The organism is uncultured Bifidobacterium sp., assembly GCF_959020155.1.
Taxonomy (GTDB): domain Bacteria; phylum Actinomycetota; class Actinomycetes; order Actinomycetales; family Bifidobacteriaceae; genus Bifidobacterium.
In genome coordinates this window covers 23,234-41,872 of the sequence record NZ_CAUERC010000016.1, presented here as the reverse complement: position 1 = coordinate 41,872, position 18,639 = coordinate 23,234, and the positions used below count along the sequence as shown (strand labels likewise).

Genomic DNA, 18,639 nt, shown 5'->3' with positions numbered 1-18,639 from the left:
TTTTAATGACAAACGATAAATTATGGTATAATGCAAGTATGAGTTGCTTGGTTTGCGCAATGAAGCGGAGGCTCAATCATGGCAACGACAAAGAAACTATCCTTCGGTTTGGATAAGGCCGGTGGCGCGGCCTTGATCCTGGCCCGCATCGGTGCCGCGCTCCTATGGATCACCGCAGCGCTCGCGGCCGTGGTGTGGGTGGTATTCCTCATTTCCCCGCGCTCGTTCGCCGCGAACTTCGGCAGTGTCGACCTGAATGTCGGCGGCGCGTTCACCCTCAGCATCAAGGGCGACTTGTTGGACTACTCCTATAATCTGCAGAACTTCCACGACGGTCCCGTCAACATGGTAGCTACCATCTCCACCGGTCTGGCGAGAATGGTGGTCTACGCTCTACTGGCCTTGGCGTTCTCCGAAATGGCCGCACTGTGCAAGGATTTGACGGTGTGGCTTGCAGACGGCAGGGATGCCACGCCTTTCCAAGGCATGGTGTCCGACCGGTTGAACAGGGCTGGCTGGTATCTGATTGTCGCGCCGATTGTGGGTCTGGTGAACTTCATCGTATGTTTCCTGGCTGGCACGGGCGGCAACTGGGGCTTATGGATGAGCGGCATGATGGTGATGATTGGCATTATCCTGTTGCTGATTGCGCGCATCTTCGATTATGGCATGGGTCTGCAACGGGAAGTCGACGGTCTGCTGTGAGGGGGAAGAGCGCCGTAGGCCCGCGTGGCGCCGGTCCGAACAGGGCCGGTCCGAACACCGAGGGCCCGAATGAGGACAGCCTGAACATCGTTGATTCGAGCGAGACCGGCCTGAATACGGCTGACTCAAACTCCACCGGTCCGGCCGGCATAGGCCATATCGTCCTGCGCCTCGACCGCATCATGGTCGAGCGAGGCCGCTCACTCAACTGGCTGGCCGATCAGGTGGGCATCACCAACGTGAACCTTTCCAAAATCAAAAACAATCGCGTTTCCGCCATCCGCTTTTCCGCCCTCGCCGCCATCTGTGCGGCATTGGATTGCCAGCCCGGCGACATTCTTGAATATGTGGATGGCATTTCGGGCGATGCGGACGATGCGAATAGCAAGTAATCGCACGCATGCCAACTCTTCTCCTCCTGGCCTGTGATTGATTGACAATCAGGGATTACATGCCAAATGGGAGAGATAAACATGTGGAGGTTGGATTGGATGGGTGCAGAAGTTGCGAATTGGCCCCATCCAAATTGGACTGGTTTGGGTGGGGCCAATCCACTCCGTTCAATAATGAAGCGCGATACCAAGCAGCGTCGAACGAAGGGAAACTCATGACGCAGAATCGTGCGGAACTCAACCGTAATTTGGCCCAGATGCTCAAGGGCGGCGTGATCATGGACGTCACCACGCCCGAGCAGGCGAAGATCGCTCAGGACGCTGGTGCCTGCGCGGTGATGGCGCTCGAGCGCATCCCCGCCGACATCCGTGCCGCCGGCGGCGTTTCCCGCATGAGCGACCCGGCCATGATCAAGGGCATCCAGGAAGCCGTGTCCATTCCGGTTATGGCCAAGGTGCGTATCGGACACATCGCCGAGGCCCGCATTCTGCAGGCCATCGAAATCGATTACATCGACGAATCCGAGGTGCTTTCCCCGGCCGACGACGTGTACCACATCGACAAGAACCAGTTCGATGTGCCGTTTGTGTGCGGTGCGAAGAACCTGGGCGAGGCGCTGCGCCGCATCGCCGAGGGTGCAGCCATGATTCGCACCAAGGGCGAGCCCGGCACCGGCGACGTGATTCAGGCCGTGCGCCACATGCGCACCATGAACAAGCAGATCCGCGAACTTGTCGGCCTGCGCGACGACGAGGTCTACGAGGCCGCCAAGCAGCTGGCCGTGCCCTACGATCTGGCCAAGTACGTGCACGACAACGGCCGTCTGCCCGTCGTGAACTTCGCCGCCGGTGGCGTGGCCACCCCGGCCGACGCCGCCCTGATGATGGAGCTCGGTGCCGAAGGCGTGTTCGTGGGCTCCGGCATCTTCAAGTCCGGCGACCCGGCCAAGCGCGCCGCCGCCATCGTCAAGGCCACCGCCAACTGGCAGGACGCCGATCTGCTCGCCAAGCTGTCCGAAAACCTAGGCGAAGCCATGGTCGGTATCAACGAGGACGAGATTCAGACCATCATGGCCGCTCGCGGAGAGTGACGGGAGTCGAAGCCGGAGAGGACAACATGGTTGTAGCTGTTGAATACATTTCCAAAGAAGAATCCGCAGACGCCGAAACCGCCACGCACGGCGTGACCGGTATTCTGGCCGTGCAGGGCGCGTTCGCCGAACATGCGGCGGTGCTCGACAAACTCGGCGCCCCGTGGAAGCTGTTGCGCGCGGCCGAGGATTTCGATGAATCCATCGACCGGGTCATCCTGCCTGGCGGTGAATCCACCACGCAAGGCAAACTCCTGCGTTCCACCGGCCTGTTCGAGCCGATCGCCGCCCACATCAAGGCCGGCAAACCGGTGCTTGGCACCTGCGCTGGCATGATTCTGCTGGCCAAGAAGCTCGACAATGATGAGAACGTCTACTTCGGCGCGCTCGACGCTGTAGTGCGCCGCAATGCTTACGGTCGTCAGCTCGGCAGCTTCCAAGCCATCGCTGATTTCGGCCAAGCCGACGACCCACAGCGCATCGCGGACTTTCCGCTGGTGTTCATCCGTGGACCCTACGTGGTGTCGGTCGGCCCCGAGGCTACGGTCGAAACCGAAGTCGATGGTCACGTGGTGGGCCTGCGCCAAGGCAACATCCTCGCCACCGCCTTCCATCCCGAACTCACGGACGACGTCCGCATCCACGAGCTCTTCCTGTCGCTGTAGCCGATTCGTCTGCCGTTAGACTGGTATTCGACCGACGAATCAAGGAGACGATCTGCCATGCAGTTCACGCTGAACCGGCGCAGCACGGTGCCGATGTACCGGCAGCTGGCTGCTGAGCTGCGTGAACAGATTGTCTCCGGCGCAATGGCTGAGGGCTATCGTCTGCCGCCTGAACGCGAGTTGGCCTCACGCCTCGAGGTCAATCGCACCACGGTATTACAGGCCTATCAGCAACTCAAAGATGAGGGACTCATCGCCTCCAAAGTAGGCAAAGGCACGTTCGTGCTGCCGTTGCAGCATATTGAGACTGCCCGGATTCCTGTAGTGAGACATGAGCCGATTGACGAGGAGCCGAAACCGAGCGTTGTGCGGCCGCCGTGGTCGGTGTTGTTCTCCGACTATTCCAACCGATTCACCTACCACGACATTGCCTCGGCCGAGCGGGCGCAACGCGGCGATACCATCATCGACTTTGCCACCGGCTCGCCTAATCCGGCGGATATTCCCGACGATTTGTTGCGTTCAGTGAGCATTGAAGCGTTTGAGTCGCGCGAATTCGACGGTCAGCCAGAATCGCCTATCGAAGGATTCGATGAACTCCGCGCATTACTTGCCGAGCATATGAGCACACGCGGCGTGCAGTGCGATGTACGAAACGTGATGGTGCTTTCCGGTTCCGAGCAAGGCATCGATCTTATCGTGCGTGCATTCGTCAATCCTGGCGACTGCGTGCTGGTCGAACAATCCACGTTCTTCCCGGCATTGCAGACCTTCCGCTCGGCGGATGCGCGCATCATCGGCGTTCCAGTGGACGAGCACGGTATGCGTACAGACCTGTTGGACGGCTATTGCGCGCGATTCCGGCCCAAGCTCATCTACACCGTCCCGACGTTCCAAAACCCCACCGGTACCACGCTGCCGCCCGAACGACGCAGCGAACTCATCGACGTGGCGCGGCGCTATCAGTGTCTGATCGTGGAAGACGATGCTTACGGCGATTTGTGGTACGGCGGGGAATCGTCCGACGCACATCGCCCCATACCGCTTAAGGGCATGGAGAATGCGGGATACGTGATGTATTTGTCGACGTTCTCGAAAACCGTCACTTCGGGCCTGCGCACGGGATGGGTTGTGGCCGACCCGCATGTGATTAACCGGCTGGCGGCTCTGCGGCGCATGGTCGACCAGCATACGAGCACGTCATCGCAGCGCATCTGCCTGGAACTGCTTAAAGAAGGCCGCGTCGCCGAACATTTGCGCGGTTTGATTAAGGCTTACCGCATTCGACGAGATGCAGCAATCGCAGCATTGGAGCGGTATGCGCCGGATGAAGTGTATTGGACCGTGCCTGCAGGCGGCTACTATATTTGGGTTTCCTTACCGGACGGCGTGCGCTCTCTGGATGTATTGGAATCCTGCCGTTCCCAAGGCGTCACGTTCATGCCGGGCAGCGTGTTCGACGTTGACGAAATGGATGATTCCCACATCCGTCTCAACTTTGTGCGCCCGGATGCTGCTGACATTGATACCGGCATTCGAATCATTGGCGAGACGATAGCACAGATGTAGCCAAGTGACTGGCTCATTGCGGTTGTCGAGTTTTTTTGATGGCTGCATACCCACATCGATGGGTGCATTCGACGAATGAATAAGCGAGGAAGCCATCATCAGTTCGCTGTGGCATGCGCATAGCGTTGTCGGGCGAACGGGGCAGACCACGTGGTCGTTGCGTGACCTGGCCGATCGAGCCGGCATCGCATTGCCCCTGGCGTAGTGGCGAGGTGGCGCAGTAACGAGTCACGCCATCGCGAGCCGATGATGCGAAATGCGGAACCGGTCGCGGCCATCAACGGCTATCATACATGCGGAAGCAACGATACGTTGGCGTCAGCACATCCATCTGACTCCAGAAAGGGACACGATATGACCACATCCTCCGTTTCGCCGGTGACCACTGAACTGGCGGGCAGCGAAACCGGCATCACGCTTGTCATTCACGCCGGAGCGGGCAGTCGTGGCAAGCACAGCACGCCTGAACGCATCGCCCAGGTCGAACTTGATCTGCAGCGCGCCCTCGATGCCGGATACCAGTTGTTGGAATCCGGAGCACCGGCGCATGAGGCTGTGGTCGCCGCCATCCACGTCATGGAAGACGCTCCCGAATTCAACGCCGGCCGTGGTGCCGCCCTGACCAGCGATGGCATCGCCCAGATGGACGCCTGCCTGATGACCGGCGATGGCGAGGTCGGTGCGGTCACCGGCGTAAGCACCGTGAAGAACCCGATCGATGCGGCGCGTGCCGTCAAAGAGCAGACCAAGCATGTGCTGTTCGCGGACCCGACCGATGCCGAGATCGCCGATTGGGGCGTCGCGACCGAAAGCAACGAGTACTTCATCACCGAACAGCGTCGTCAGTCCTTGGCCGAGGCTCAGTCCGGTGGCGATGAGTGGGAGAAGCATGGCACCATCGGTGCCGTGGCGCGCGATGCCGAGGGCAATATCGCCGCTGGCACGTCCACTGGCGGCATCACCAACCAGATGCACGGTCGTGTGGGTGATTCGCCGCTGCCTGGTTGCGGCACGTTCGCCAACCAGTCCACGGTGGCGGTGTCCTGCACCGGCATCGGCGAGGCGTTCATCAAGGTGGTCGCCGCCCATCAGGTGTCGGATCGTGTGCGTTTCTCCGGCGAGAACGTCGAGGATGCCGCGACGGCCACTTTGGACGAAGTCGCCGCGCATCATGGCGATGGCGGCATGATCGTTCTGCCGGCGGTCGGCCGTGGCGTGGTCGCCTACAACAGCGAGATGATGAACTTCGGATACCGTAGCGCGCAAGGAGGTAAGGTGCAGGGCTGATTGCCCCCTGTATTGCGGCATATATCATAATGGCCGGTGTGCTGCGGATTCTTGGTAAGGAATCCGCAGCACACCGGCCATTCATGTATGCGGCAAGTGCCGCCGATCAGTGCGGCAGTGCGCGCTACTTGGTGATCGTGTTGTACGTGGGCATGTTCGTGTAATCGAACTGCACGTTCTTCACGTTCTGTGCAGACACGGCGGCGAAACGTTTGACCGGGAATACTGGGGTAATACGCAACTTCATCGCTCCTCTTCCTCGAATGAAACTATGTTCCATTGGTATGAGCCAGCCACGTACGGTATTCGTGTCTGGCCTGCCACACAATGATGCAGCCGTATATACGGGCACAGCATTGCGCGGCAGTTCATTGTATGGAAGACATGCAAACTCAATGTTTCCTTGTCCAAATAAAAAAACGAGCGCGGCTGATGTGCGGCACCGGTCCAAAAACTCATGTCCGCCAGCGCAACGCGACTACGTACCTTATGCTGGTCTGCGCGTAAAATAGAATGGTTGCGATATTGGGTTATTCACGGAGGAATGGATGCGACGCTGGCTGATCAATGTAGCCAAAAATGAGACGATTCTCATCGTCGCCGCAATACTCGCCCTGATTTCGTGTTTCATTGTGCCGCCGGACGCCGATTACAAAAGCTACATTCACGCCAGCACCATCAGCCAGCTCATCTGCCTGATGATTGTGGTGTGCGGATTCCAGCGTATCGGCGTGTTCCGCATCATCGGTTCGCGATTGCTGGAGAAGGTCAGCACCATGCGCGGACTGGTCATTACGCTTGTCGCTTTGACGTTCTTTTCCGCGATGTTCATCACCAATGACGTTGCGCTGGTCACGTTTGTGCCGTTCGCGGTGGCCGTGCTCATCATGGCTGGGCAAGAGGATAAGACCATCCTCGTGGTCACGCTGATGACCATTGGCGCGAACGTGGGCAGTATGCTCACCCCGATCGGCAACGCGCACAACCTGTATCTCAAAGCCCTGACCGGCATGCCGACCATGGAATTCCTCGGCATCATGGCACCGTATTCCGGCACGGCGGCCGTGTTGCTGGTCATCGTGATTTCCGTGGTGTTTGGCGGCAAACCGGTCGGCGACCTGGGCGACCTCGAAACCGGCGTGCTGGCTCCCGAGCGCAACAAACACCAGCCCGACGAGATTCGTATCACCGGCTACGGTGCCGGTTATGGCGGCTGGCGCACCATCGTCTACTCGCTGCTGTTCATCGTCTGCCTACTGGCCGTCTCCGACGTGATTCCCCTGTGGGTGATGTGCGTGATCGTGGTCGTCGTGTTCCTGTTCACCGATCGGCGCGTATTCAAATACGTGGATTGGGGACTGCCGCTCACCTTCTGCATGTTCTTCATCTTCATCGGCAACATGAAGCGCGTGCCCGAATTCTACGAACTGGCGCGCTCGCTGGTCGGCGGCCATCCGCTGGAGGTGGCGGTCGGCTCCAGCCAGGTCATCAGCAATGTGCCCACCACGATTCTGCTTTCCGGCTTCTGCGACCAATGGCGCGATCTGATCATTGGCACCAATTTGGGCGGCATGGGTACGCTCATCGCCTCGATGGCCTCGCTTATTTCTTACAAGAACGTCGTGCGCCAATACCCGCACAAGAAAGGCCGGTATCTGGCCGTCTACTCCGCCGTCAACGTTCTGTTTTTGGCCGTATTGCTGACCTTGAGCTGGATCATCGAGCCGAGTCTCTGAGCCGCCGTTGTGGGTTGGGCCGGTCTACCGCGCGTATACGGTGGGGGAGCCGGTCAGTCGGCTCATGGCCGACTGCGGGATGTCGTGGATGCGGCCGATGGTGGCATCCAGCGTGGATACGCCGGCTGCGGTGGCTGTGTTGGATTCAGAGGTGATGCTGGATACGCCGACTGCGGACGATGATACGGACGCAACCATCGGCTGACGATAGGCGTTGGAGTTGCGGGCCAGCCGGGCGAGCGCAGGACGCTGCCTGCGGAACAGATTGATAAACATACCGCATACTCCTTCATCGTTGGCCGGCGGTCTTCTGGCCGCCGTGGTTTCCATCCTGCCCTCCCGTGCTTGTATTCGCTATGGGGGATAGCCCCTATTATTCCCTGAATCTGCACGATTCCCCCTCATCCTTGAGGGTGATTCTAACGGCAAAGGAATCGGCCTAATGGCCGATGTCAATCAGCGCGAAGCCACCAGCGTGACGCTGTACGGCTTGATCTTCATCGCCAGCAATGAAGACGGCGACGGCAATGTGTAAGCCCGACGTTCCGGCACAATCGCCCCCGAAGCCTCGCCGCGGTATCCGATAGTGGTTTTCGCCGTCGGACTGGCGCTTAACGTCGTCACCTCCAAACGCACCGGTCGCGATGGCGAGGTGCCCAGCCCGGCCAGTCCGCGCGCGATTTCCAACGTCACATCCACCGGGGAATCGGAGGTATTGACGATTTTGATGTAACGGCAGGCGTCATCCCCGTCATGCCCGGTGGCGCTGACATACAGATGTTTGGTGGGGCGTGACGCGGTCTGCTTGATGGATACGGCATACGTCGTGTCGCCCAGATGCGTGGAAAACAGCCGCTCCACCTCATAATTCACCGTGGGGTTCACATGCGCCGGATTGAATTCGATAAGATTCTGCGCCCACCCCTTAGCCGGGATATGCGCGAGCAGCGGCGCATAGGAGGTCATGCGCACCACGTCGGAATTGCGCTCGCAACCGGTCAGGAACGCGGCCTCGCCGAGTGCCGACTTCCACGTGTTCGCGCCTTGTTCGGTCTGTGGTTGGCCGGCAAAATAGCCGTTGGCTGAATATTCGCCGAAATAGACGCCGGCGCCGCAACGCGGGTAAGTATCGAATCGTGACGCTTGTGATGCAAACCATTCGGGGGAGTGGTAGGAATGCTCGTCGACGATAATCGCGTCACTGGTGGCGGAATCATGTGCCCCGGAATCGGTTGCGGCCAACGCTCGCGCATGGTCCCAGATGCGCTTCATCGCCGGCTGGAAGGGGAACAGTCCGGCGCTCATCACACACAGCATATCCGGGTATCGTTCGTGAATGGCCTCGCTGATCATGTCAAACTTGGCCACGTAGTCAGCCCCGAAGTTTTCGTTGCCCACGCCGATCATGTCCAGGCCGAACGGTTCTGGATGGCCCATATCACGCCGGACCGCGGCCCACGAGCTGGACTCCGGATCGCCATTCGCGAATTCGATGAGGTCCAGGTAGTCCTGAATAACATTGTTGCGGAAGGTTGCCGAATTGATATCCATGTGGCGCGGATCGCGGCCGGGCGACTGGCATGCGATGCCGGCGAACAGGGTAGGCAGCGGCTTGGCCTTGAGGTCCTCGCACAGGCAGAAATATTCGTAGAAACCGATCTGGTAGCTCTGCGAATAGCTGGAACCATCCGGCATCTTGAACGACCACATCGAATACTGTTGGCGTCGCGCGGCCAGAGAGCCGACGGTATCCTTCCAGCGATATTCATTGCCGGGCGTCACACCTTCGACGATGCAGCCGCCGGGGAACCGCAGAAACGCTGGATGCAACGCCTGAATGGTCTCCACCAAATCGCGGCGCAGCTTGCCGTAACGCCATTTCGGGTCGCCCGCGCCCCAATAGTCCGCATCCATGAACTGCACCAGATCAAGATCGAACGTGGTGCGTTCGCCGGCGTCAATGGTGATACGCAGCTTGCCGTAATCGGTGTTCAGGCCGGTTACGTCGGCGTTGAACCGGTACCAGCCGTCACGACCGATGACGATGGCATCATCCGACGAATCCGGACTGATCGAAACGCCGGAATCCTGCGCATCGGCCCCATCGTCCTGCCTCAGACCGGTCTCTTCCGTACCGTCAAGCGGATCGGAGTCCACGATATACGACAATCGAGTGATACTGGTGAGCGGCAGGCCATACCTATCGACCACGCCGACGGACAGCTCGGCCCGCCCATGAACCGGACGTACCGCGAGACTGACGGAATAGGTGTGGTCGGCGACGATGGAGAACGCGGGTTCGCCCCCGTTGTCGCCGCCTCCGTTATAGCCGAGGTTTTCCAGATATGCAGGGCCGGTTTCGGAAGGAACATCGGACGTGATGCGAGCGTATCGGCTATGTGCGTGAATTGGCGGGTCGGGACAGTCGGTGGTCACCCGCTGGCTGTGAATCCCGCGTATCTCACTGCCGAGGCTGGCGGCGGAACAGTTGATGAAATCCCAGAAACGCAGGGAATCGGCCTGTGTACGCCATCGTTCGGCGCCGGCCATACGCCACGTGTGATGGTCGAGATAGACGCCGTCAAAACTGTAGTTGTTCACCATGTTGGCGTTCAGCCCGCCATCCGCACCATGGTTGATGTCCTCGAGGAACACGCCGTACAGCCGCCCGCTTGTGTGATGGGTGGGGCTTCCCACGCTAATCCGCACCATGGCTTCGATTGTAGAGGGAATGGAGCGGAAAGGTAAACGGAAGAGTTCGCTCACCGTTCATGTTGCGGTCAATCCAAGTCGACTGTTCGCCGGTATACAGCCGGTACCCTCGAAACGGGAATGGAAAATACGGGCGACTAGGAGCGTGGCTGTGCAGTCCTCGGTGGGAATACGCGAGCGCATCGACCACGTGTATCCGTCGCTGCGTCCGGCGGAGCGCGCCGTGGCCCAGTATATTCGGAATCATATCGAGGAGGCGGCCGACCTGACCGTCGGTCAGATGGCCGACATCGCCCACGTCAGCCAGCCGACGGTGATTCGGTTCGCCCGCAAGCTCGGCTTCGGCGGTTACCGTGAACTGCGGTACGTGTTGCGTCATCCGGCCGCCGAGCACAAAGTGACCTTCAATCCGTTGGATGGATTCGATCTGAATCCGTGGGATGGCGAGGATGAGATTCCCAGCAAAGCGGCCGATGGCGCGAAGGCGCTGATCGATGAGCTGCACAGTGCGTTGGACCCCAAGGCCTATCGCAAGGCGGTCGCCCTACTCGCCGAATCGGAGTTCATCGACATTTTCGGCGTGGAGAACTCGTTGACACCGGCGATGGATCTGTTCACCAAGCTCGGCTACCTGGGACTGACGTGCCGTCTCAATACTGACGCTTACCTGCAGCAGATCGGTGCCGGGCATCTGACCCACGGCGCTGTGGCCGTTGCCTTCTCTCATTCGGGCAGTTCGGCGGATACGGTCAAAGCGTTGCGATTGGCGAAATCGCATGGTGCGAAAACCATCGCCATTACCAATGCCATCGGCGCGCCGCTGGCCAGCTGGGCCGACGTGACGTTGCTGACGGGTCGTGACTCGCATACGATTTATGGCAATGCGATTTTTTCGTGCGTGGCCGATACCGCGCTCGTGGACATGCTGTATATGGGCGTGATTCTGTCCGACTACGGCCGGTTCTCCACCGCGCTCGACGAATCCGGTCGCATGATTCGCGATCGCGTATTCGAGAACTGAGCTGCTGCTTTATCGCGCCTTGGGCTGTATTGCTCTGGTCGTTGCTGCTTGGGTTGTTGACGATTTGGTCGTTGTCGCCCTGGTCGCTACCGTCCTGAGGCATGTGCCAGCGAATACGTAGTGGACTTGGCGTGCGTATGACGTTCGATCTTGCCGCTCAACTCCAGCTGGTCCAAGAGCTGCGTCATCTGATCCTTGTTCAGGCCAAGCGCTTTCTGCATGGTTTTACGGCTGAGCTTCACACCGCGGAACGCGAGGAAATTGAGCGTGAACTGTTCCAACGTTTGAGGCGACGGTTCCAGCGTCGCTGTATCGAGCGGGCGGGTACTGGCCTGATCGTCACCGTCCGGGCGTTCGCCGAATCCACTGCCGAGAATCAGCGTCTGCAGTGGCGCGCAGCCGATGATGCGTGCGCCGGCCAAAGCATCTGCGGCGTTATCCGTCATGCGCTGAATCGTGGGGAATGAGTACATTTTGGCATGCTGTGCTTCGTCAGTGGTGCTGGGCGCGGCGGAAGCATCGGCATCGGTCCGATGCGAGGACGCGGCCTCGGCCGATACAGGGATAGGCAGTACCATTGCCACCGAAGTGGGGCCCACGCGCAGTTGCGGACTGACCGCGCTCTGCGCGTAGGCGTCCATAATGCGTTGAATGCCGGTACCGCAGTTCTCGCAGAGGCCCAAATCGGCGAACAATTCAGCCAAACGCGGGGTGCGTGGCTGGCATACGCCGTTGAGTAGATCGTTGATTTCCAAACCATCGGTCAGGCCGCCGAGCGACACGATTTCCAAGCGGGAATCGAAGATATTGATCAGTGTGGGGCCGGAGTACGTGTAATCGCGATGTTCCAGTGCGTTGACCAATGCTTCGCGCAGGGCTATGGCCGGGTATTGGCCGGATTCGTTGATGCCGTTCAGCAGGGCGCTGGCTTGGTCGAGCTGGCGCAGCACCGAGCCGGTGAATGTGTGACGTTCGCGAATGGCGTTTTTGCCATTGCCCTCGAAAATGGTGGCCTTGATAACGAACGGGCATTGGTTGGACAGCAGGGTGGCAAGCGACGATTCGGTGGTGCTGGTGAAGGTGTTGTTGGTGCCGGTGTTGGTGATGCTGCCGGCGGGGACATTACCGGCATCCGCAGAGACGGATGCAGCCATGTTGGTCACAACCGGGCTTTCCCAATCCCTGCCTTCACTGGCAAAACGACCCTGTGCGTATGTGAAAGTGAGCTCACCGCTATCGCCTGCGACGGTCTGGCCCGATGCGGCGTGATCTACGTTGCTCTCCGTTGTCCCCATATCGCCGATGGTACCGGTGCAAGCCGACGTTACGCCGAGGTGTTTTACACCCCTACGGCTAGACTTACACGAGTTTGGCCCCGTAGCTCAGCTGGATAGAGCATGTGACTTCTAATCTCAAGGTCGACGGTTCGAGCCCGTCCGGGGTCACGATGTAATAAGCCCTTGGTCCCTCATCGTTTGTGAGGGGCAGGGGCTTTTGAATATTATGCCGGTCTGGGTCCGTCTGGAGCCTGAACTGTCGACCTTGAGATTAGAAGTCACATGCTCATCACCACCATCCGGGAACACCCTTAAGGGGTGCGTCTCCTGCATAACGGCTATACTCTGACTTGAGATGTGCTGAATAATAACCAGCTATCGCGCGTCCGCCAATGGCGACGAACGAGGGAAGAAGGCCCGTGCCACGAGCAATCATCGAGGTAAGAAACCTACGCAAGGAATACCCCGTCGAGGATGAGACGGTGGTGGCGCTTGACCGTGTCAATCTCAGTATCCCGCAAGGCCAGATCTGCTGCATTTTCGGCGAATCCGGCTCCGGCAAATCCACGCTGCTCAACCAGTTGGCCGGCATGGAAAAACCGACGCGCGGCGGCGTGAGAATCGGCGGCGTACCCGTCAGCAAACTCGACGAGCGTGAGCTGGCGGCCTTCCGCCAGAAGCATCTTGGCTTCGTATTCCAGTCGTACAACCTGCTGCCCAATCTGACCGCGCTCGAAAACGTGGCAATGCCGCTGATGTTCCGCGGCGTGCCCAAGGAACAGCGCGAACGTGCGGCGCGTGGCGTACTCAAACGAGTCGGGCTCGGCCATCGTCTCAGCCATTACCCGCGCCAGATGTCGGGAGGCCAACAGCAGCGCGTCGGCATCGCCCGGGCGTTTGTGACCAAGCCCGAGGTGGTGTTCGCCGATGAGCCGACCGGCAACCTTGACTCTAAAACCAAAACCGAGGTCATGACGATGATCTGTGCATTCGCCCATGACTTCAACCAGACCATCGTGCTGGTCACACACGATCCGCAGATGGCTTCATACGCCGACCGCATCGTCACCTTGCTCGATGGCCGCATCACCAGCGATCGGCTCAACACCGACCTTTCCCGCCCAACTGTTCCGTCCACGCCGTCCGCCCAAAGAACCCAAGGAGTTGACCGATGAAGCACCTCTCCCACCGCACCATCGCCATCATCGTCGCGTTGCTCTCCACGCTGTCACTGGCACTTGCCGTCATCTCCCTTCCGCACCAGGCGTACGCAGTCGACGGCACAGACGGCACAAGCGGCACGAACAGTACGTCTCAGGGAAGCGACGGCGATTCCGCGCCAATCGCCGGCCCGGTGCCGAACATCATCGTCACCAACTTCACCTATGGCGGCGATTCCGTGGCCGCCGGCGCCGATTTCAACCTCGACTTCACCTTCCAGAACATGGGTCAGGTGGCGGTGACGAACATGGTCATCACCGTGGACGGCGGCGAGAGCTTCGCCATCGCGGGAGGCACGAACACGTTCTACGTCGACGCGCTGTGGGGCGGTTACGCCATGACGCAAAGCGTGCCGATGCAGGCGCTCGCCTCCGCGAAAAGCGGTGCCCAGCCCGTGACCGTGAACTTCCGATACGAGTATGTGGACGCCAGCGCCCGCTCCTCAAGCCAGTCCGATGTCAAGATTTCCGTGCCGATCAGTCAGCCTGACCGGTTCGAAATCAGTGATCCCGTAGTGCCCGACCAGGTGATCGCCGGTCAGGAAAACACGGTCACGATGGAATATGTGAACAAGGGCAAAGGCGATATCGCCAACGTCGAGGCCACGATGGAGGGCGAAGGTTTCGATGCCACGATGAAAACCCAGTACGTGGGCAATGTGGCTTCCGGCGCCACCGGCACGATTGGTTACGCCTTTACGCCGCACGCGTCAGGCGAGCTGAAGACCACGCTCAAAGTCACGTACGAGGATTCCGACGGGCAGACCAAAACCAAGGAATTCCCGCTCGCCATACCCGTAACCGATATGCAGCCGGTGGATGATTCCGACATGGCCGATCCGAACATGGACCAGAGCGCCAATCAGGGATTGCCGGTGCTGGTGTATGTGGTCATCGTCGTGATCGCCGTGGTCATTATCGTGGTGATTGTGCTGCTCGTGCGTCGCCGGCGCAAGCAGAAGGCCAAGAAGAACGATATTGATGAGGACTGGGATGATTGGTCCGAAGGCAAGGATGATAAGACCGATACCGACGTGACGGATGGTGCTGCGGCAGACACCGCTCCTATTGCACCAGCCTCACCAGCCTCACCGGCCGGCCCGTCCCACAAGGCCTGAAAGGCCCGACCATGCGATTCGGCGACATACTGCGGCTTTGCAGACAAAACCTATGGCGGCGTAAATCCCGTACGATTCTGACCGTGCTGGGCGTTATCGTCGGCTGCTGCTCGATTGTGCTCATGGTCTCTTTGGGCCAGGGCATTAACGAGCAGAACGAGAAGATGCTCAAATCGATGGGCGATCTGTCCATCGTCACCGTGTACACCAACGGTTATGCCGGTCCGATGGGCGGTGGCGGTTCGTCCGAGATGGGCGATACCAAGCTCGACGACAAGGCCGTGGAATCCTTCCGCGCGATGAGCGGCGTATCCGGCGTGACGCCGATGATGAACTTCCCTTATAACGTGACGGCCAGAGCCGGCGCGGGCGGCCGTTACCTCTACGATTACGTGCAGATCATGGGCATCGACATGACCCAGTTCGACCAGATGGGCTACAAGCTCGTCGGTGGCGAGAAGCCGGTCAAAAAGGATCAGGTGCTTGCCGGCGAATGGTTCGCCTATGGTTTCATGGACACCCTGAAGAACGGCGAACAACGCACCAGCACACGCGGCGGTCAGTATTCCTCATGCACGTTTGACCAGACCACCGGCCAGTGCGAGGAAGACCAGGACGAGGATCCGTTCTTCGATCCGCTCGCCACGCAAATCAGTCTGACCACCGGCACCAATTATCAGGGCGACCAGTACACCATGAACATGTACGGCGGCGGTGGCGGCACAGGCGGTGCGGGTGGCAACACCGCGGGTCAGTCGGAAAACGTCACCTTTGATGTGCGGGCTTCCGGCATTGTGGCGGGCGACTACAACAAGGGCTATGCCACCTCCGACGGTCTGGTCATGGATTTGCAGGCGTTGAAGGAACTGGCCGCCAAAGTCGATCCAGCCGCCGCCAAAAAAGCCACCGCCTATAATCAGGTGCTGGTCAAGGCCGCCGACCTCAAGTCCGTGCCCGAAGTCGAATCACAGATCAAAGCGTTGGGCTACGAGACCTCCTCCTATGAAGACATGCGTAAGTCGTTGGAAGAACAGTCGCGCGCGATTCAGCTGATTCTGGGCGGTATCGGTGCGGTTTCGCTGTTGGTTGCGGCCATCGGCATCGCCAACACAATGGTTATGTCCGTAACCGAGCGCACGCGCGAGATCGGCATTATGAAGGCGCTTGGCTGCTACGTTCGTGACATTCGCGTCATGTTTCTTGCGGAGGCCGGCGCGATCGGATTCTTCGGCGGATTGGTCGGCTGCGTGCTGAGCGGACTGATATCGCTGGGCATCAACGTTGTCGGCGCGTTGTATGCGGGCGGCATGAGCGGCGGCATGTCTGGCGGTATGGTCAGCGGTGCAGGCGGGGGCTCCGGCGACGGTACCGGTGGCGGAACATCTATCTGGACCATACTCTGGCAGGCGATAGTTGGTGGCGAGAATGTGACCCGTTATTCGGTGATTCCGTGGTGGCTGTTCCTGTTCGTCGTACTGTTTTCCACGCTGATCGGCTTGCTGTTCGGCTTCGGCCCGGCCAATAAAGCCGTTAAAATCCCGGCCCTAGACGCCATCAAAAACAACGAGTGATCGCCTCTGTCACCTGCTCCACCGTTAGTCCATAACGTTCGTTCAGTTCGCCCAGCGGCACGCGGTCGGTAAATTCCTTGGCTGCGCCGAAGTTCAGCACATGAGGATTACGGCTGCCGTCCGAGACATGATGATTCGCATAATATGCGGTCACTTTCTCGCCCCAGCCGCCTTCAAGCTGCCCGTCTTCAAGGGTGATGACCTGCTGGTGGCCATCACGCAACGACTCCAGTACGTCTGAATCCAGCGACGTGCACTGGCGCGGGTCGATAACCGTTGCCGTGATGCCATAATCGGCAGACAATGCGGCGGCCGTCTGCTCCGCCAACGGATACGCATTGCCCAGTCCGATAATCGCGACGTGCGAGCCCGTCTGATTGACCCGCCAATCCAGCATGTGACGCACACCGGCATGCTGAGCCGTTACGCTAACGGTCCCGCGGACTGTTGCGGCAGATATGCCCCCGCTGGCGGAGCTGACGGAGACTGGCAGCGAAGTTGACTGGGGGCGGTCAGCGATCTGCCCACCCGTCACCGGCAGCAGCGTCGCATCCCGTTCCGCCGTCAGAATCGCCTCGCCCGGCACTCGAATCACCACCGGACCAGCAGGGGCGTCCGCCGAACCGGCCGGCGCGGTAGCCCATGCCAGATCAGCTAGATAGTCGCGAGCCGAAGTCGGCACCAGCATCGTAGCCCCTGGAATATTGGAGAACATCGTCACGTCATATGCGCCGGAATGCGTATTGTCCGAACCGGACAAGCCGCCCAGAAAATCAAGTACCGTGACTCGCGAACGGTTCAGGCTCATCTCCTGGAAGAACTGGTCGTAGGCGCGCTGGAAGAAGGACGCCGTGGTGGCCACCACCGGCGTGCCACCCGCCCGTGCGATGCCGGCGGCATACGCCACGGCATGCGATTCGGTGATGCCCGTGTCCACGTAATGCGAACCCGCGCGTTCGCGGAATTCGTGGGTGATGCCGTTGGAGCCCGGCGTGGCGGGGGAGATGACCACGAGTCCTGGCTCGGCGGCGAAACGCGGTTCGAGCGCGGCCATCGCCATTTTGCCGTAATGCTTGCGCGGATCGTCCGGCTTGCCGATTGCGGCATCCGGATTCTGCCAATGCGAGGCCTCGCACTGGCCCTCATGCGGTTCGTGATCGGACAGGTTGCAGTGATCCGAATGCCACGGTTCGCTGTGCAGCACGTTGCTCGTGGGGCGCACGCCGGTGTCGGAGACTGCCGGATCCAGCTCATGGACGTTACCGGCCGAGGCCGAGGATGCGCCGGCCACGTGACCGGCGCCGTCATATCCCGCGCCCTTCAGCGTATGAATATGGACCACCACCGGATGATCGATATCGCGCACTTCCTCGAAAGCTGCGACCAGCGCGGAAACATCGTTGCCGGCCTCCACATACCGATAATCCAAGCCAAACGCGTTGAACAGATTCGGCTGGGCGGTGCCACCGGACGCGCGCAGGCGGGCGAGCGGACCGTACATGCCACCGAAATCGCCGGCAATCGACATCTCATTGTCGTTGAACACAATGATGAGATTGCCGCCCTGCTCAGCCGCGTTGTTCAGTCCTTCAAACGCCACGCCCGAACTCAGCGAACCATCGCCGATCACGGCGATCACATTGCCGATGCCGCTGTTCGGGCCTTCCATATCGCGGGTTTTCGCCAAACCGCAAGCCAATGAAATCGAGGTACCGGTGTGACCGAGCACGAACTGGTCGTGTTTGCTTTCGTCCGGATTGGTGAAGCCGGTCACCTCGCTGAAACGGTCCGGGTCCAGATAGGCGGCGGCGCGGCCCGTGAGCATTTTATGCACGTAGCTTTGGTGGGATACATCGAACACGATGCGGTCACGCGGCGAATCGAATACGCGGTGCAGGGCCACCGTGGCCTCCACCATGCCCAGATTGGAGCCGATATGACCGCCGTGTTGGTGGCCATATGCCAGCAGCGTGGTGCGAATCTCACGGCAGAGTTCGGCGAGCTCGTTGGGGGCAAGGGCCTTGACATCGGCCGGGCTGGCAATGTGGCTCAGCAGATGGGAGTCGTCGCCATGGGAAGGGGTAATGCTCGGGGGTATGTCGTGAAGGCGTGCGGTCCTCTCGGCAGCGCCGGAGACGGCGAAGGAATCGCTTGAATCAAATCCGTTTCCTGACGCGCTGCGCATACCCTCGAATCTCCCTTCGCTAGTCTTTCCGAAGTTGAATGCTAACGCCCGGCATTGTCCGAGGTCCACATGACGAAGCAATGCCCCCAA

At 59.8% G+C, this 18,639-nt stretch carries 16 protein-coding genes and 1 tRNA gene; 12 read left to right on the top strand and 5 right to left on the bottom strand.

Going from position 1 to position 18,639, the window contains the following annotated elements:
• Positions 1 to 78 precede the first annotated feature (78 nt).
• The 6 genes from Q5H31_RS05565 to Q5H31_RS05540 all read left to right on the top strand — a co-directional run bounded on the left by Q5H31_RS05565 (position 79) and on the right by Q5H31_RS05540 (position 5,709).
• Entirely contained in the window at positions 79 to 705 is a 627-nt protein-coding gene (locus tag Q5H31_RS05565; protein ID WP_217738399.1) for a hypothetical protein, read from the top strand.
• A gap of 149 nt (positions 706 to 854) precedes the next feature.
• Entirely contained in the window at positions 855 to 1,097 is a 243-nt protein-coding gene (locus Q5H31_RS05560) for a helix-turn-helix transcriptional regulator (protein WP_227484906.1), read from the top strand.
• Between the two features lie 215 nt (positions 1,098 to 1,312).
• Positions 1,313 to 2,188 carry a pyridoxal 5'-phosphate synthase lyase subunit PdxS gene (pdxS, locus tag Q5H31_RS05555; RefSeq protein ID WP_007053677.1) on the top strand — a complete coding sequence of 292 codons (876 nt, stop codon included), beginning with the start codon at positions 1,313 to 1,315 and terminating at the stop codon, positions 2,186 to 2,188.
• Between the two features lie 26 nt (positions 2,189 to 2,214).
• Positions 2,215 to 2,853 (top strand): pyridoxal 5'-phosphate synthase glutaminase subunit PdxT, encoded by a 639-nt coding sequence (gene pdxT / locus Q5H31_RS05550; protein WP_008783717.1) that lies wholly within the window; start codon positions 2,215 to 2,217, stop codon positions 2,851 to 2,853.
• 57 nt (positions 2,854 to 2,910) lie between these two features.
• Positions 2,911 to 4,422: a PLP-dependent aminotransferase family protein gene (locus Q5H31_RS05545; protein ID WP_007051253.1), complete on the top strand. Its 1,512-nt coding sequence runs from the start codon at positions 2,911 to 2,913 to the stop codon at positions 4,420 to 4,422.
• Between the two features lie 354 nt (positions 4,423 to 4,776).
• A complete protein-coding gene (locus tag Q5H31_RS05540) occupies positions 4,777 to 5,709 on the top strand; it encodes an isoaspartyl peptidase/L-asparaginase family protein (RefSeq protein WP_007051252.1) in 933 nt (310 codons plus the stop codon).
• A 124-nt stretch (positions 5,710 to 5,833) separates the two neighbouring features.
• Here the strand turns inward: Q5H31_RS05540 and Q5H31_RS05535 are convergent, their stop codons facing one another.
• Entirely contained in the window at positions 5,834 to 5,956 is a 123-nt protein-coding gene (locus tag Q5H31_RS05535; RefSeq protein WP_007053676.1) for a hypothetical protein, read from the bottom strand.
• 301 nt (positions 5,957 to 6,257) lie between these two features.
• Between Q5H31_RS05535 and Q5H31_RS05530 the strand changes: the two genes are divergently transcribed.
• Entirely contained in the window at positions 6,258 to 7,445 is a 1,188-nt protein-coding gene (locus Q5H31_RS05530) for an anion transporter (protein WP_007053675.1), read from the top strand.
• 24 nt (positions 7,446 to 7,469) lie between these two features.
• Here Q5H31_RS05530 and Q5H31_RS05525 read toward each other — a convergent pair whose 3' ends face one another.
• Entirely contained in the window at positions 7,470 to 7,721 is a 252-nt protein-coding gene (locus tag Q5H31_RS05525; protein ID WP_007056454.1) for a hypothetical protein, read from the bottom strand.
• A 180-nt stretch (positions 7,722 to 7,901) separates the two neighbouring features.
• Positions 7,902 to 10,157: an alpha-L-arabinofuranosidase C-terminal domain-containing protein gene (locus Q5H31_RS05520; protein WP_302457575.1), complete on the bottom strand. Its 2,256-nt coding sequence runs from the start codon at positions 10,155 to 10,157 to the stop codon at positions 7,902 to 7,904.
• Between the two features lie 151 nt (positions 10,158 to 10,308).
• Here Q5H31_RS05520 and Q5H31_RS05515 point away from each other — a divergent pair, with 151 nt between their 5' ends.
• Positions 10,309 to 11,178, top strand: a complete 870-nt coding sequence (locus Q5H31_RS05515; protein WP_302457574.1) for a MurR/RpiR family transcriptional regulator — start codon at positions 10,309 to 10,311, stop codon at positions 11,176 to 11,178.
• Positions 11,179 to 11,264: 86 nt separating this feature from the next.
• Here the strand turns inward: Q5H31_RS05515 and Q5H31_RS05510 are convergent, their stop codons facing one another.
• Positions 11,265 to 12,473, bottom strand: coding sequence for an ATP-binding protein (locus tag Q5H31_RS05510; RefSeq protein ID WP_010081106.1), 1,209 nt, complete (start codon positions 12,471 to 12,473; stop codon positions 11,265 to 11,267).
• Between the two features lie 76 nt (positions 12,474 to 12,549).
• Between Q5H31_RS05510 and Q5H31_RS05505 the strand changes: the two genes are divergently transcribed.
• The 4 genes from Q5H31_RS05505 to Q5H31_RS05490 all read left to right on the top strand — a co-directional run bounded on the left by Q5H31_RS05505 (position 12,550) and on the right by Q5H31_RS05490 (position 16,364).
• A tRNA-Arg gene (locus tag Q5H31_RS05505) sits at positions 12,550 to 12,623 on the top strand.
• Positions 12,624 to 12,874: 251 nt separating this feature from the next.
• Entirely contained in the window at positions 12,875 to 13,630 is a 756-nt protein-coding gene (locus Q5H31_RS05500; protein ID WP_007051244.1) for an ABC transporter ATP-binding protein, read from the top strand.
• Positions 13,627 to 14,793 (top strand): COG1361 S-layer family protein, encoded by a 1,167-nt coding sequence (locus Q5H31_RS05495; RefSeq protein WP_007051243.1) that lies wholly within the window; start codon positions 13,627 to 13,629, stop codon positions 14,791 to 14,793. Before Q5H31_RS05500 ends, Q5H31_RS05495 begins: the two co-directional genes overlap by 4 nt.
• 11 nt (positions 14,794 to 14,804) lie before the next feature.
• Positions 14,805 to 16,364 (top strand): ABC transporter permease, encoded by a 1,560-nt coding sequence (locus tag Q5H31_RS05490; RefSeq protein ID WP_013582440.1) that lies wholly within the window; start codon positions 14,805 to 14,807, stop codon positions 16,362 to 16,364.
• Here Q5H31_RS05490 and Q5H31_RS05485 read toward each other — a convergent pair.
• Complete coding sequence (locus Q5H31_RS05485) at positions 16,348 to 18,549, bottom strand: 1-deoxy-D-xylulose-5-phosphate synthase (protein ID WP_302457573.1); 2,202 nt, start codon at positions 18,547 to 18,549, stop codon at positions 16,348 to 16,350. The genes Q5H31_RS05490 and Q5H31_RS05485 overlap by 17 nt on opposite strands.
• Positions 18,550 to 18,639: the final 90 nt, after the last annotated feature.